The 13,201-nt window shown below is 63.6% G+C and carries 15 protein-coding genes and 1 riboswitch; of the genes, 1 reads left to right on the top strand and 14 read right to left on the bottom strand.

Annotated features, from left to right (window positions below):
* The 13 genes from priA to ACMNAY_RS06905 form a co-directional block, all read right to left on the bottom strand.
* Positions 1–1,786: replication restart helicase PriA (priA, locus tag ACMNAY_RS06965; protein WP_418718906.1), on the bottom strand; the 1,786-nt coding region annotated here is incomplete at its 3' end.
* A 21-nt stretch (positions 1,787–1,807) separates the two neighbouring features.
* Positions 1,808–2,374 carry a guanylate kinase gene (gene gmk / locus ACMNAY_RS06960; RefSeq protein ID WP_418718905.1) on the bottom strand — a complete coding sequence of 189 codons (567 nt, stop codon included), beginning with the start codon at positions 2,372–2,374 and terminating at the stop codon, positions 1,808–1,810.
* Positions 2,367–2,636 carry an extracellular matrix/biofilm regulator RemA gene (gene remA / locus ACMNAY_RS06955; protein ID WP_177521579.1) on the bottom strand — a complete coding sequence of 90 codons (270 nt, stop codon included), beginning with the start codon at positions 2,634–2,636 and terminating at the stop codon, positions 2,367–2,369. The genes gmk and remA overlap by 8 nt, the downstream gene beginning before the upstream one ends.
* Before the next feature lie 15 nt (positions 2,637–2,651).
* Positions 2,652–3,530, bottom strand: a complete 879-nt coding sequence (locus ACMNAY_RS06950; protein WP_418718904.1) for a YicC/YloC family endoribonuclease — start codon at positions 3,528–3,530, stop codon at positions 2,652–2,654.
* Positions 3,531–3,767: 237 nt separating this feature from the next.
* The gene (locus ACMNAY_RS06945) at positions 3,768–5,168 is read right to left on the bottom strand and encodes an oxaloacetate decarboxylase subunit alpha (protein ID WP_418718903.1); all 1,401 of its coding nucleotides are present in this window, start codon (positions 5,166–5,168) and stop codon (positions 3,768–3,770) included.
* 19 nt (positions 5,169–5,187) lie between these two features.
* On the bottom strand, positions 5,188–5,556 hold the full coding sequence (locus ACMNAY_RS06940; RefSeq protein WP_394978100.1) for a biotin/lipoyl-containing protein: 369 nt from the start codon (positions 5,554–5,556) through the stop codon (positions 5,188–5,190).
* A 47-nt stretch (positions 5,557–5,603) separates the two neighbouring features.
* Complete coding sequence (locus tag ACMNAY_RS06935; protein WP_418718902.1) at positions 5,604–6,932, bottom strand: carboxyl transferase domain-containing protein; 1,329 nt, start codon at positions 6,930–6,932, stop codon at positions 5,604–5,606.
* A 153-nt stretch (positions 6,933–7,085) separates the two neighbouring features.
* On the bottom strand, positions 7,086–7,931 hold the full coding sequence (locus ACMNAY_RS06930) for a pseudouridine synthase (RefSeq protein WP_418718901.1): 846 nt from the start codon (positions 7,929–7,931) through the stop codon (positions 7,086–7,088).
* A gap of 104 nt (positions 7,932–8,035) precedes the next feature.
* Entirely contained in the window at positions 8,036–8,434 is a 399-nt protein-coding gene (gene ytfJ / locus ACMNAY_RS06925; protein WP_394978093.1) for a GerW family sporulation protein, read from the bottom strand.
* A gap of 42 nt (positions 8,435–8,476) precedes the next feature.
* Positions 8,477–9,229, bottom strand: a complete 753-nt coding sequence (locus ACMNAY_RS06920) for a DUF2953 domain-containing protein (protein WP_418718900.1) — start codon at positions 9,227–9,229, stop codon at positions 8,477–8,479.
* Complete coding sequence (gene scpB, locus ACMNAY_RS06915; RefSeq protein WP_394978089.1) at positions 9,230–9,820, bottom strand: SMC-Scp complex subunit ScpB; 591 nt, start codon at positions 9,818–9,820, stop codon at positions 9,230–9,232.
* Positions 9,821–9,823: 3 nt separating this feature from the next.
* A complete protein-coding gene (locus tag ACMNAY_RS06910) occupies positions 9,824–10,540 on the bottom strand; it encodes a segregation and condensation protein A (RefSeq protein ID WP_394978087.1) in 717 nt (238 codons plus the stop codon).
* 21 nt (positions 10,541–10,561) lie between these two features.
* Entirely contained in the window at positions 10,562–11,236 is a 675-nt protein-coding gene (locus ACMNAY_RS06905) for a site-2 protease family protein (RefSeq protein ID WP_418718899.1), read from the bottom strand.
* Between the two features lie 215 nt (positions 11,237–11,451).
* Here ACMNAY_RS06905 and rpmB point away from each other — a divergent pair, with 215 nt between their 5' ends.
* Positions 11,452–11,640, top strand: coding sequence for a 50S ribosomal protein L28 (gene rpmB / locus ACMNAY_RS06900; protein ID WP_177521756.1), 189 nt, complete (start codon positions 11,452–11,454; stop codon positions 11,638–11,640).
* 95 nt (positions 11,641–11,735) lie between these two features.
* On the opposite strand, the gene metK is transcribed toward rpmB, so the two are convergent.
* Positions 11,736–12,881, bottom strand: a complete 1,146-nt coding sequence (metK, locus tag ACMNAY_RS06895) for a methionine adenosyltransferase (protein ID WP_394964021.1) — start codon at positions 12,879–12,881, stop codon at positions 11,736–11,738.
* A 99-nt stretch (positions 12,882–12,980) separates the two neighbouring features.
* Positions 12,981–13,075: riboswitch (SAM riboswitch) on the bottom strand.
* Between the last annotated feature and the right edge of the window lie 126 nt (positions 13,076–13,201).

Below are 13,201 nucleotides of genomic sequence, written 5' to 3'. Positions count from 1 at the left end.
GGGTCACCAGCGAGAACACGTTCTCCACCGCCCGGAACCCTTGCGAAAAGAGCAGCGAGTCGATGCCCAGCACGCCCACCAGCGTCACCTTTTCAAAATCCAGGCCCTTGGCCACCATCTGGGTGCCCAGCATGATGTCGTAGTCGCCGGCGGCGAAGCGGGCCAGCATCCGGTCGTGGGCGTTCTTCTGGCCGGTGGAGTCCTGGTCCATGCGAAGGACGCGGGCGTCCGGGAACAATTCGGCCATCTCCTCCTCCACCCGCTGGGTGCCAAATCCCGTGTAGCGCAGCTTGCCGCCGCACTCGGAGCATTTGGTGGGCACCGGCGAGATGGTGTGGCCGCAGTAGTGGCACAGCAGCTTTTGCTCGGCCTTGTGGTAGACCATGGGCACGCTGCAGCTGCCGCATTTCACCGCCTTGCCGCACTCGGTGCACATGCCCACGGTGCGGTAGCCCCGGCGGTTGAGCAGCAGGATGGTCTGCCGCTTCGCTGCAAGCGTCTGGCGGATGTGTTCGGCCAGCGGGGCGCTGATGCTGGCTGGGTTGCCCGCCGCCAGTTCGGCCCGCATATCCACCAGTTCCACACTGGGCAGCGGCTGGCTGGCGTAGCGTTTGGTGAGTTTGTAAAGGGTATAGCGCCCGTCCAGCGCGGCCTGATAGCTTTCCACGCTGGGGGTGGCGCTGGCGAAGAGCACCAAGGCGTTATGGTCGGCGGCGCGGCGCTTGGCCACCTGCCGCGCGTCAAAACGGGGGGCGTTCTCCGACTGATAGGTGTGCTCCTGCTCCTCGTCCACCACGATGAGGCCGATGTTCGAAAGCGGCGCAAACACCGCGCTGCGGGTGCCCACCACGATGTCGGCCCCGCCGGTCTGTATCATGCGCCACTGCAACAGGCGCTCGGTGTGGTTGAGGGCGGAGTGCTGCACCGCCACCCGCTCGCCGAAGCTGGCTTTGAGGCGGCGTATCATCTGGGGGGTGAGGCTGATCTCCGGCACCAGAACGAGGGCGGTGCGCCCCAGTTCCAGGCAGCGCTGGATGAGTTTTAAGAACACCAGCGTTTTGCCGCTGGCGGTGACGCCGTGGAGCAGCGCCGCCGCAGGCTTTTGCTCTGCCATTTGGGCGGCGAGGCCTTCAAACACCCGCTGCTGGTCGTCGCTTAAAACCACCGGCTCCTCTGAGCGGGGGATGTCCGCGTAGAGGTCCACGGTCTTGTCCACCTGACTTTTCCGCAAAACGCCCTTTTCACAGAGGTTATCCAGCACCGCGCGGGAAAGCCCCATTTCTGCCAGCGCGGATGCGGGCAGCGGACCGTTTTCCAGCGCGGCGGCGGCGGCTTTCTGCTTTTCGGTGGGCTTGGGCTTTTCGGGCAGCGGGCCGGCCAGCTCATAGAGCGGCTCGGTGTGGCGCTGCAGCTGCTTTTGCAGCCGGGGGCCGTTCTCGGTGCTCGCCGGGCGGTACTGCGCCCCGTAAGGGATGATGGCCCGCACTGCCTCGTACCAGGTGCAGAAGGTGCGCTCCTTCAAAAAGTGCACAAGGCCCAGCAGTTCATCAGTAAGGCGGGCTTCCTCGGGGGCGGCGTCGAACAGTTCCTTGCAGCGGCCTGCCTCCTCCTGCTCGCCCAGTGCCAGCACCACGCCGGTGCGGGGCTTGTTGCCTCGCCCGAAGGGCACCAGCACCATGCTGCCCACGAACACCGCTCCTTCCAGACGGGGCGGCAGCAGGTAGGTATAGAGCTTATCAAAGTGGAAGGTGGCCCCGCTGACTGCCACTTGAACGGTCTGCAACAAAGCCACGTTCCTCCTTTTTATTTATGTATTCTGGTGCTCTTGAATGAGGCGGTAAATCTCGTCGGCGCAGCGGTCCACGTCGTCGTTGACCACCACTTCGTCGTAGTCGGTGGCGTAGCTCATCTCCTCCGCCGCCCGGGCGAGGCGGTTCTGGATGGCCTGCTCGCTCTCGGTGCCTCGGCCTCGCAGCCGCTCTTCCAGTTCGGCGTAGCTGGGGGGCTGGATGAAGATGGTGGTGGCGCCGGGGTACAGGCGCTTGATGTTGGTGGCGCCCACCACCTCGATGACCAGAATGACGGTGGTGTGGGCGGCGATACGCCTATCCACCTCGGACTTGGGGGTGCCGTAGTAGTTTCCGCAGTACTGGGTGTACTCCAAAATCTCGCCGTCGGCAATCTTCTGCTCAAAAGCGGGCACGGTGAGGTAGTAGTAGTTGACTCCCTCCTGCTCGCCGGGGCGCTTGTCGCGGGTGGTGGCGGAGACGGAAATTTCAATTTCCGGGTGCTGCGCCATCAGGCGGGAGACCACCGTGTCCTTGCCGGAGCCGGAAGGCCCGGAGACCACCACAAGATACTGTTCGTTATTCATTGTCCATCTCCTCGTCGTCTTCCACATCGTCCACCGCCAGGCGGTTGGCCACCGTCTCAGGCTGCACGGCGCTGAGGATGACGTGGTCGGAATCCATGATGATGACCGCACGGGTGCGGCGGCCGTAGGTGGCGTCGATCAGGGCGCCCTTATCCCGCGCTTCCTGCACGATACGCTTGATGGGGGCGCTTTCGGGGCTGACGATGGCGATGAGCCGGCTGGCGCTGACCATATTGCCGAAACCGATGTTGATGAGTTTCATACCTTCCTCTCCCCCTTACTCGATGTTCTGGATCTGCTCGCGGATCTTTTCAATTTCGGCCTTGGTGTCCACCACCATGCGGGTGATGGCCAGGTCCTGGCATTTGGAGCCGATGGTGTTGGTCTCACGGTTCAGCTCCTGGGTCAGGAAGTCCAGCTTGCGGCCCACGGGGCCGTCGGTGTTCAGAATTTCCCGATACTGGGCAATGTGGCTGCGCAGGCGCACCGTCTCCTCGTCCACCGCGGTCTTGTCCGCGAAGATGGCGGCCTCGGTGAGAATGCGGGCCTGGTCGATGTTCTGGTCCTGCAGGATGGTCTGGAGGCGGGCATAGAGCTTCTGGGTGTAGTTTTCCACCCGCTGGGCGCTGCCCTCTTCAATTTTGCCCACCGTCTCTTCGATGGTGGCAAGGCGGTCCATCACGTCGGCCTTGAGCTTTTCGCCCTCCACCGCCCGCATGGCGATGAAGTTTTTGAGCGCCGCCTCGCACACGCCGGCCACATCCTGCCACAGAGCCTCTTCGTCCACGTCGGCGTGGCGCACAGCCAGCACATCGGGGAAGCGGGCCAGCAGGCCGGCGGTCACGTCCCCCGCCGCGCCCGTCTCGGCGCGGATGGACTCCAGCGCCGCGGCGTAGCCCTTGGCCAGGGGCATGTTCACCTGCACCGTCACGTCCGGGGCGCTCACCGTCTGCATTTGCAGGCTCAGTTCCACCTTGCCCCGGCTGACCGCCGCGCTGAGCAGCTTTTTCAGCTTGTCGTCCATATAGGCGCAGCTGCGGGGGATGCGGGAGGAATACTCGAAATAGCGGGAATTGACGCTTTTGATCTCCACCGTGATGTCACGGCCGTTCACCAGCGCCTCGGCCCGGCCGTAGCCGGTCATGCTCAGGGCCATTCAAACCAACCTCTTTCACATTTCGTCTGGCGTTTCACTGTATATTTTCATCGCGAGGGCCCAGTGCCCCATTTAAAATATACATATTGCTATCTTACTCTTTTTGGCTCGTTTTTTCAAGGTTTTGCTCCCATTTTCTGGCGCGCACGCCGCCGCTCCCCCGTTTTTCAGCATGGGCAGGACGGCACAAAAATATCCCCCCGTCCGGACGGAACGGGGGGATGCGGGCATTAAAAATTACACAGGATGGCTCTTGGAAGCGTAGTCCACATGGTCGCCGTCCACACCGGCGGCCTTCTCGGCGCGCTTTTCGAAGAATTTGGGGGCCACCTGGGGGAACATGGCGTAGGTGAGCACGTCCTCCTCCTGGATGGCGTACTTGGCGGCCTCGGCCTTCATCTTCTCCACCTCCGGCTGCAGCAGGTCGGCCGGGCGGCAGGTGATGGGCTCTTCATCACCAAGGATCTTCTTGGTGAACTCGGGGCTGATGGGTGCGGGAGTGCGGCCGTAGTCGCCGTGGACCAGGCCCTTGAACTCCTTGGTGACCATCTTGTAGCGCTCGCCCATGATGACGTTGAACACCGCCTGGGTGCCCACGATCTGGCTGGTGGGGGTGACCAGCGGCGGATAGCCGGAGTCCTCACGCACACGGGGGATCTCCTGCAGAACAGCGTCCAGCTGGTCTTCCTTGCCGGCGTCCTTCAGCTGCTTGAGCAGGTTGGAGAGCATGCCGCCGGGCACCTGATACAGCAGGGTGTTGGCGTCCACACCCAGCATCTTGGGGCTGATCTGGCCGTTGGCCAGGTACTTCTCACGCAGCTTGGCGAAGTGAGCGCGCACCACGTTCAGCTTCTTCAGGTCGAGGCCGGTGTCATACTCGGTGCCCTTCAAAGCGGCCACCAGGCTCTCGGTGGGCATGTGGCTGGTGCCCAGGGCCAGGGGGCTCATGGCGGTATCGATGATGTCCGCGCCGGCCTCGATGCCCTTCAGAATGGACATGGAAGCAAGGCCGGAGGTGTAGTGGCTGTGGATGTCCACAGGGATGGAAATGGTCTCCTTCAGAGCCTTCACCAGCTCGTAGGTGGCGGTGGGGGTCAAGAGGCCCGCCATATCCTTGATGCAGATGCTGTGGGCGCCCATCTCTTCCAGAGTCTTGGCGTAGTTCGCGAAATACTCGTTGTTGTGCACGGGGCTCAGGGTGTAGCTGATGCAGCCCTGCACATGGGCCTTCTCCTTGATGGCCGCTTTGATGGCGGTCTCCAGGTTGCGGGGGTCGTTCAGCGCGTCGAAGATGCGCAGGATGTCGATGCCGTTGGCAACGGACTTCTGCACGAAGTACTCCACCGCGTCGTCGGCGTAGTGGCGGTAGCCCAGCATGTTCTGGCCGCGGAACAGCATCTGCAGCTTGGTGTTGGGCATCTCTTTGCGCAGGATGCGCAGGCGGTCCCAGGGGTCCTCATCCAAAAAGCGGATGCAGGCGTCGAAGGTGGCGCCGCCCCAGCATTCCACCGAGTAGTAGCCCACTTCGTCCATGGCGGGCAGGATGGGACGCATCTCATCCATGGTCATGCGGGTGGCCAGCAGCGACTGGTGAGCGTCGCGCAGGACCACCTCTGTGATTTTTACGGGTTTTGCCATCTCGTTCCCCTCCCGTTTCTCAGTTCAGCGAGACCAGCACGTCGCCGGAGTTCACGCTGTCGCCTTTCTTCACGTTCACCGCCGCAACGGTGCCGTCCTGGGGAGCCACGATCTCGTTCTCCATCTTCATGGCCTCCAGAATGACCAGAACGTCGCCCGCCTTCACAGCGGCGCCGGGGTTAGCCTTCACATCCAGAATGGTGCCGGGCATGGGGGCGTTCACAGCCACGGAGCCGGCGGCAGCCGGAGCGGCAGCCTTGGGGGCGGCAGCGGGGGCAGCCTTGGGCGCGGGAGCGGCCACAGGGGCGGCGGGAGCAGCGCCGGCGGCGGTCTCCTCCACGGTCACATTGTACGGGGTGCCGTTGACGGTGATGGTGTAGTGTTTCATAGTCCGTGTTCCTCCTATATCAGTCGATATGACGTGTCGTTCTTACATCACAGAGCCATGTTGCCGTGCTTCTTGGGCAGGCGCTGGGCGCGCTTGCTGGCCAGGATGTCCAGCGCGCTCACCAGTGCGGCGCGGGCGCCGGCGGCGTCCACCGCCAGGTCGGCGGCACCGGCGGCCACAGCGGCCTGGGCGCTGCACTCGCTGGCAGCGTACTGAGCAGCCTTGGCGGCGGTGGCGGCAGCCAGGTTGTCGCTGGCCTCCAGCTCGTCCTTATACAGCACCCGGGCGGCGGCCAGCGGGTCCAGAGCGGACACGGTGCAGCCGGTGACGGCCAGGCGCAGGTCGGCGTTGGCAAGGGCGGTGTAGACAGGGCCCACGGCCTTGCCCGCCAGCAGGGCCACCTTGGCGGTGGTGGCGTCGGCGTATGTACCGGCCAGACGGGCCGCGGCGCGGATGCCGCCGGCTTCGTCCTCGCTGGCGCTGGGCACGAAGCCCTCGCTGTTGACCACGGTCACCACGGGGATGCTGAAGGCGTCGCACAGGCGGACCAGACGGGCAGCCTTGTCCACGCAGACGCGGCACAGGCCTTCGGGCTTGGTGGCCACCACGCCCACGGCGTTGCCGTTTACGGTGGCGAGAGCGATGTAGACATTTTTGCCGAAGGCGCTGAACAGCTCAATGGCGCTGCCCTCGTCCACGAGAGCGGCCACGGCCTTTTCAGCGTCGTACTTGGCGAAGTCGGGCGCCGCGGAGGGAGCCTCGAACTCGAACACAGAGGGGCCGGCCAGATTGTTGCCGGGCAGCAGGGTGACCACCCGGGCAGCCAGAGCGGCAGCCTCGGCGGCATCCTTCGCGGTGAGGGCCGCAACGCCCGCCTTGGCGGCGAAGTCGGCGCTGCCCGCGCCGGGCAGCTTGTCGCCATGGGCAGCGCTGGTGAAGGGGGCGGTGAAGAACAGCTCGGCCCCTTCGGCCATGATGCACACGTCGGCGCTGGCGGCAGCCAGAGCGGCGGTGGCGCCGCAAACGCCCACCACAACGGCAACCTGAGGCACCACGCCGGAAACCTTGGCGATGGCGGTGTTCAGCCGGGAAGCGGCGGTGAGCACATCCAGACCTTCGTCCAGCTTCGCGCCTGCCGCGTCATAGAAGGTGACCACCGGATTGCCGGTCAGCGCGGCCATCTCCAGCACCTTGATCTGCTTTTCCACATCCTTCACAGTGAGCGCGCCGCCGTTCTGGCACACCGCATACACCGGCTGCCCGCCGGCGCAGCCGTGGGCTGCCTCCACCGTGCCGGACGCCAGCAGCGGGGTGTACACACCGTCGTCAAAAAAAGTCGACAGGATCTCGCCCGTGCCCAGCTTTTCTTTCGCCATAGTTAACCCTCCTGTTTCATTGCAACGAAAACGCGATAACCGCCTTCGCTTCTATTCACAAATTAAAGACATTATACTACTTTGACAAAAGGATAACAACAGATTTTCTCCCGCCGCCAGCATAGTACAACAAATTTGTCAAATGATACAAACTCACTCGCCCCGGACGGGTCTGCGGCGGCGTTCGCCGCCCTTGCGGGGGCGTTCAGCCCGGGCGCTGCGCTGTGCGGCGGCCTCCTGGCTGGCCTGGGTGCGGGCCCGGGCCTTGCCCTTCTGGGCGGCGGCCCGCAGGGCGGCCACCTCGCTCTTGGTGAGTTCCCGGTACTGGCCCGGCTGGAGCATGCCCAGCTTCACCGCGCCCATGGCGCTGCGGCGCAGGCGCACCACCTCAAGGCCAACCGCCTCGCACATGCGGCGGATCTGGCGGTTCTTGCCCTCCTTGATGGTCATTTCCAGCACCGTGCGGCCCGGCTCGTCCACCACCACGTTCACCACGGCGGGCTGGGTGACGGTGCCGTCGTCCAGGGTGACGCCCTTGCTCAGGGCCACCACCTGGCTCTCGTCGGCCCGGGGATGCACCGTGACCCGGTAGAGCTTGCTCACCCCGTGGGAGGGGTGCATCATCAGGTTGGCAAAACCGCCGTCGTTGGTGAGCAGCAGCAGGCCCTCGCTGTCCTTATCCAGACGGCCCACCGGGAACACCCGCACGGGGTAGTCCGCCAGCAGGTCCATCACCGTTTTACGGCCCCGCTCGTCGCTGGTGGTGGTGACGAAACCACGGGGCTTGTGGAGCATCAGGTAGTGATACTCCTGCTTCTTGACCAGACGGATGCGCTCGCCGTCGATCATCAGCACATCGCGGTTCACGTCCATCTTGTCGCCCAGGCGCACCGGGTGGCCGTTGAGCTTGACCCGGCCCTCCTGAATGATCTGCTCGGCAGCGCGGCGGCTGCACAGGCCCTGTTCGGCCATGACTTTCTGTATGCGTTCCAATGCCATTTGTCTCGATTTCCCTTTCCTGTTTGGTCACAACACGCAAAGGGAGCAGCCGGAACGGCCCGTGCCCTTTGGCGCACGGCCCGTTTCAGCCACCCCCCGGCTTTTTACTCCTGCGGCGTCTCCCCTGCGGGGTCGGCGCTCTCTTTCTTGCCCAGCATGCCGCTGAGCTTTTCCACCAGTTCCGGAAGCATGTTCAGCGCCCGGTCCACCGTGCTGGAGGAGTCGGCCAGCTGCACGGTGCGCACGTTGCCGTCCTTAACAATGAGGAAAGCCACCGGCGTGACCGACACGCCCGCGCCGGTGCCGCCGCCAAAGAGCTCCTTGGTGGTTTTTGCGCCGAAATCGGAACCGCCGCCGGCAAAACCGAAGGTGACCTTGGACACCGGCAGGATGGTGGCGCCATCCACCACGATGGGCTCGCCGATGATGGTGTTGGACCCGGTCATCTCCTTGATCTTTTCCAGCGTGACGCTCATCAAGCCTTCCAACTGCCGTTCTGCCATGTGGTTCTCCTTCCGGGGCGGGGCCCCTTGCTTTGTTTTGGGTCAGAGGAACTTTTGTTCCTTCAGGCGGCGAAACGCCCAAATTCCCACTGATACCATTATAAACAAACAGCCGGTGATTTTACAAGAGAAACTTGCGTTTCTCTCCTCGTCGCCGGTGTAGTCCGGCTGGACGGTGATCTCACCGGGGCGGATGCGGATGAAATTCTGCAAAGCGCCAAGGCCCGCGCCCACCGCGGCCCAGATGCGTCCCACTGCCAGCGCGGTGTCCGCCGCGGTGTCCTTGTGCACCGGCAAAAACGCCTTGATGCCGTGGACGGTGAGCCCCGCCAACAGCCGGCGCACAGCGCCCCCCGCCGTGGCAACGAGGGCCAGGGTGCGGTCCAGGTCTTTGGGCAGCTTGTCCGCCAGGGAGGCGCTTTGGGGCTGCACGGTCTTTGCCTGCTTTTGGGTCGCGGGCCCGGCCGGCGCTTCGGCTTTTGGGGCAGGCGGCTCTTTCGCAGGCGGCGCATTTTCGGGGGCGGCCTGCCGCACCGTCTGCGCCGGGGCTTTCTCCGCCGGCGCGGGCGGAGCCTTTTTCTCTTTTTTGCGCTTTTCCGGCCGGGGCTTTTCCTCTTTTTCCGGGCGGGGATAGAGTTTTATCCGCACGAACAGCACCCGCAGCCAGGCTGCGAAGCCCGTTTCCTCCGCCTGCAGTTCGGCGGTGATGGGCACGAACAGCACCAGCACCACCAGCCCCAGCAGCACCGCCAGCACCCACAAAAGGATGCGGACGATCAGCCACAGGGCGGCCATTTAACCGTCGGCCCCCTCCGTGGGCGGCAGGGTGTTCTCCGGCAGCTCGCCGGTGGCGGCCAGCTGCTCCAGCGGCAGCTCATCGTCGTGGAGCGGCGGCAGCTGGGCCAGGCTTTCCAGCCCGAAGGTGCGCAGGAACACGTCGGTGGTGGCAAAGCTGACCGGGTGGCCCGGCAGATCCAGACGGCCCGCCTCCTCGATGAGGCCCTTTTCCAGCAGTTTCGCCACGGTGGAGGAAGAGTCCACACCGCGCACCTGCTCCACAAAGCCACGGGAGACCGGCTGGTTGTAGGCGATGATGGCCAGCACCTCCAGCGCCGCCTGGCTCAGGGGGGTGTTGCGGCGGGTGTCCAGAATTTTTTTCACCGGCTCGCTCCACTCGTTCTTGGTGGCCAGCTGCCATTTGTCTTCCAGACGCAGCAGACGCAGGCCCCGGGCCGGGCGGTCATACTCGTCCTGCAGCGCCCAGAGCACCCGCTCCACCGTGTCTTCGTCCATATCCAGCGCCTGGGCCAGACGCCCGGCGCTCACCGGCTCGGCGTGGGCAAAGAGCATTGCCTCCACCGCGCCCATACATTCTTTCAGTTCCATCCGTCATTCCTCCCGGTGGGTGGTTTTGCCCCGCCGCACAGCGAGGGTCTCGTTGTCGTCGATGGTGATGCGCCCGGCGCGCACCAGCTCCAGCACGGCCAGGAAGGTGGCCACCGTTTCGCTGCGGCTGCCCGACGGCGAAAACAGATTGCGCAGCTGCCGCACCCGGCCGGTGACCAGCCCGCGCAGCACATGGACCACCCGGCTGGCCACCGAGACGAAGGGCGCGGTGACCAGCGGCTCAAAGCGCTCGGCGCTGGGGGCAGTCTTGCGGCGGCTGCGGCCCATCAGGCCGAACCACGCCTGCTGCAGCAGCGACGCGTCGTGGCGCAGCTGATAGGTGTTGTCCAGCTCCACCTCCATGGGCTGGCGCACCGCCGTGAAGGTAGCGGCGGCCATCGCGCCCATGCGGGCGGCGATCTCCTTGCAGGCGCTGTATTCAATGAGCTGGCCGGTGAGTTCCTGCTTGAGGCGCTCGGCCTCCTCGCTGCGGGGCAGCAGCAGGTAGCTCTTCATCTGCACCAGACGCGCCGCCATCTCGATGAACTCGCTGGCCACGTCCAGCCGGTGCTCCGTCAGAGTGTTGATGACGGCGGTGTACTGGTCGATCAGATCCAGGATGGCGATCTCGTGCAGATCCATCTTGTTTTTGCCCACCAGATAGAGCAGAAGGTCCAGCGGGCCCTCGAACTCTTCCAGTTTAAAGGTAAGACTCTCCATTGCGTTCCCCTCTTTTGCCGCTTACACGCTGACGCCCGCCAGGGCAAACACCGCTTTGTCCACAAAGGAGGTGGCCCACATCAGGAAATCCCACACTGCGTTGTTCAGCAGGTAGAGCGGCCCGTCCAAAAAGCCCAGGAACAAAAGCAGGAACACAGCGATGAAGATATAGCGCTCGTATTGCATCAATTTGAAGTAGGTGCGCTGAGGCAGGAACACCGTGACGATGCGGCTGCCGTCGAAGGGCGGCACCGGCAGCAGGTTGAACACCGCAAGCATGGTGTTGATGCTGGCCATGTACTCCAAAAACAGCAGCAGGAAATTGATCGCGGCGCTCGCCGGCAGGGTGTAATACAATATTTTATAAAGCAGCACCGACACAAAGGCCACCAGCAGGTTGGCCACAGGGCCCGCCGCCGCGGTGAGAGCCATGCCCCCCTTGGGGTTTTTGAAACGGGAGGCGTAGGTGGGCACGGGTTTCGCCCAGCCGATGCCGGTGAAGATCATGCACAAAGCGCCCAGCAGGTCAAAGTGAGCCATGGGGTTCAGGGTGAGCCGGCCCCGGTCCTTCGCGGTGGTGTCGCCCAGTTTGGCGCTGACCAGCGCGTGCGCCGCCTCGTGCACCGGAATGGCCACCAGCATCACCAGCGCCCGCAGCAGCCACACCAGCAGCGTTCGTTTATCCATCAGACCCATAGAAAAAAGTCCGCCTTTCCATTCTGGTCCGCTGCGCCGCCCGATAGGCGGAAAACCGCAGCGCATTTGGATTTATTATACTTTGTTTAAAGGCGCGGCACAAGTAAAAAGGGGATTTTCCGATTCTTTGCGCAGATATTTTTAAAAAAAGCTTGCATTTTGCTTCCAGGTCTGCTATTATATTCTGGCGACTTAAATACGAGGAGGTGCAGCAAATGGCAAAGTGTGATTGTTGTGGCAAGGGCGTTTCCTTCGGTATCCAGGTGTCCCATTCTCATCGTCGTTCCAACCGGACCTGGAAGCCCAACGTGAAGCGTGTTAAGGCTATCGTAGACGGTTCCCCCAAGTACATCTACGCCTGCACCCGTTGCCTGCGCTCGGGCAAGGTCACCCGCGCTATCTGATAAACCTGCAACCCGCCGGTCTCGTTTGAGACCGGCTTTTTCTTTGTCATGAGAAAACTGCCCGAAGCGATGCGCTCCGGGCAGTTCTTTTATTTTCAGGCAAGGGCCGCTTTCAGCGCCTCGGCCTTGTTGCACTTCTCCCAGGGCAGGTCCAGGTCTTCCCTGCCCATGTGGCCGTAGGCCGCGGTCTGGCGGTAGATGGGCCGGCGCAGGCCCAGTTCCCGGATGATGGCCGCCGGGCGCAGGTCGAACACCTTGCGCACCGCCGCCTCCAGCGCCTCGTCCGCCGCCTTGCCGGTGCCCTGGGTGTCCACCAGGATGCTCACCGGCTCGGCCACGCCGATGGCATAGGCCAGCTCCACCTCACAGCGGCGGGCAAGGCCGGCCGCCACGATGTTCTTTGCCACCCAGCGGGCGGCGTAAGCGGCGCTGCGGTCCACCTTGCTGGGGTCCTTGCCGCTGAAGGCGCCGCCGCCGTGGCGGGCGTAACCGCCGTAGGTGTCCACGATGATCTTGCGGCCGGTGAGGCCGGAGTCGCCCTGAGGCCCGCCCACCACAAAACGGCCGGTGGGGTTGATGAAATACTTGGTGTTTTCGTCCAGCAGCTGCGCCGGGATGACCGGGGCGATGACCTGCTCCATCACGTCCTTGCGCAGGGTGTCCATATCCACCTCAGGGCTGTGCTGGCTGGAGATGACCACCGCGTCCACCCGCACGGGGGTGTCGCCGTCGTACTCCACGGTGACCTGGCTCTTGCCGTCCGGCCGCAGATAGGGCAAAAGGCCGCTCTTGCGCACCTCGGTGAGGCGCAGGGCCAGCTTGTGGGCCAGGCTGATGGGCAGGGGCATCAGCTCCGCGGTCTCGTCGCAGGCGTAGCCGAACATCATGCCCTGGTCGCCCGCGCCGCCCACTTCGTCGTTGGTGCCCAGGGCGATGTCCGGGCTCTGCTCGTCGATGTTGGTGAGCACGGCGCATGTGTCGGCGTCAAAGCCGTATTTGGCGCGGGTGTAGCCGATGTCCCGGATGACCTCCCGGGCAATGGACTGGATGTCCACATAGCAGCTGGTAGTGATCTCCCCCATCACATGCACAAGTCCGGTGGAGCAGGTGGTCTCGCAGGCCACCCGCGCACCGGGGTCTTCGGCGAGGATGGCGTCCAGCACCGCGTCGCTGATCTGGTCGCAAATTTTGTCCGGATGCCCTTCGGTGACGGATTCGGAAGTAAAGAAACGTTTTGCCATTTGGGGTTACTCTCCTTTTTTGTTTTTTGCTTTAAATTGGAAAGCAACCCGTCGGAAACAAAAAACGCTCAGGGGCCGAAAAGCTCCTGAGCGTCTGAACGCTTATCTTTCGGTTTCCCGCAGGATTTGGCACCTTACAAATGCAGGTTGCCGGGCTTCACAGGGCCTGTTCCCTCCGCCACTCTTGATAAGTTGCTATTCAATTTGCAAGGGTGAGTATAACACACCCTTTCGCCCTTGTCAATGGCGGCCGTGAAGAATGGGGCTGAGAGGCTTGTAGACCAGGAAGGTGAGCAGCGACACCAGCAGGCCCTTGGCCA

It is taken from the genome of Candidatus Allofournierella merdipullorum, assembly GCF_048426865.1.
In the GTDB taxonomy this organism is placed as follows: domain Bacteria; phylum Bacillota; class Clostridia; order Oscillospirales; family Ruminococcaceae; genus Allofournierella_A; species Allofournierella_A merdipullorum.
The sequence above is the reverse complement of the archived record's forward strand: the minus strand, read 5'-3'. Positions and strand labels throughout refer to the sequence as shown.

Bases quoted from the DNA above. Each gene is read 5' to 3' on its own strand.
- gmk (WP_418718905.1), bottom strand. From the start codon at position 2,374: ATGAATAACGAACAGTATCTTGTGGTGGTCTCCGGGCCTTCCGGCTCC.
- remA (WP_177521579.1), bottom strand. From the start codon at position 2,636: ATGAAACTCATCAACATCGGTTTCGGCAATATGGTCAGCGCCAGCCGG.
- ACMNAY_RS06950 (WP_418718904.1), bottom strand. From the start codon at position 3,530: ATGGCCCTGAGCATGACCGGCTACGGCCGGGCCGAGGCGCTGGTGAAC.
- ACMNAY_RS06945 (WP_418718903.1), bottom strand. From the start codon at position 5,168: ATGGCAAAACCCGTAAAAATCACAGAGGTGGTCCTGCGCGACGCTCAC.
- ACMNAY_RS06940 (WP_394978100.1), bottom strand. From the start codon at position 5,556: ATGAAACACTACACCATCACCGTCAACGGCACCCCGTACAATGTGACC.
- ACMNAY_RS06935 (WP_418718902.1), bottom strand. From the start codon at position 6,932: ATGGCGAAAGAAAAGCTGGGCACGGGCGAGATCCTGTCGACTTTTTTT.
- ACMNAY_RS06930 (WP_418718901.1), bottom strand. From the start codon at position 7,931: ATGGCATTGGAACGCATACAGAAAGTCATGGCCGAACAGGGCCTGTGC.
- ytfJ (WP_394978093.1), bottom strand. From the start codon at position 8,434: ATGGCAGAACGGCAGTTGGAAGGCTTGATGAGCGTCACGCTGGAAAAG.
- ACMNAY_RS06920 (WP_418718900.1), bottom strand. From the start codon at position 9,229: ATGGCCGCCCTGTGGCTGATCGTCCGCATCCTTTTGTGGGTGCTGGCG.
- scpB (WP_394978089.1), bottom strand. From the start codon at position 9,820: ATGGAACTGAAAGAATGTATGGGCGCGGTGGAGGCAATGCTCTTTGCC.
- ACMNAY_RS06910 (WP_394978087.1), bottom strand. From the start codon at position 10,540: ATGGAGAGTCTTACCTTTAAACTGGAAGAGTTCGAGGGCCCGCTGGAC.
- ACMNAY_RS06905 (WP_418718899.1), bottom strand. From the start codon at position 11,236: ATGGGTCTGATGGATAAACGAACGCTGCTGGTGTGGCTGCTGCGGGCG.
- rpmB (WP_177521756.1), top strand. From the start codon at position 11,452: ATGGCAAAGTGTGATTGTTGTGGCAAGGGCGTTTCCTTCGGTATCCAG.
- metK (WP_394964021.1), bottom strand. From the start codon at position 12,881: ATGGCAAAACGTTTCTTTACTTCCGAATCCGTCACCGAAGGGCATCCG.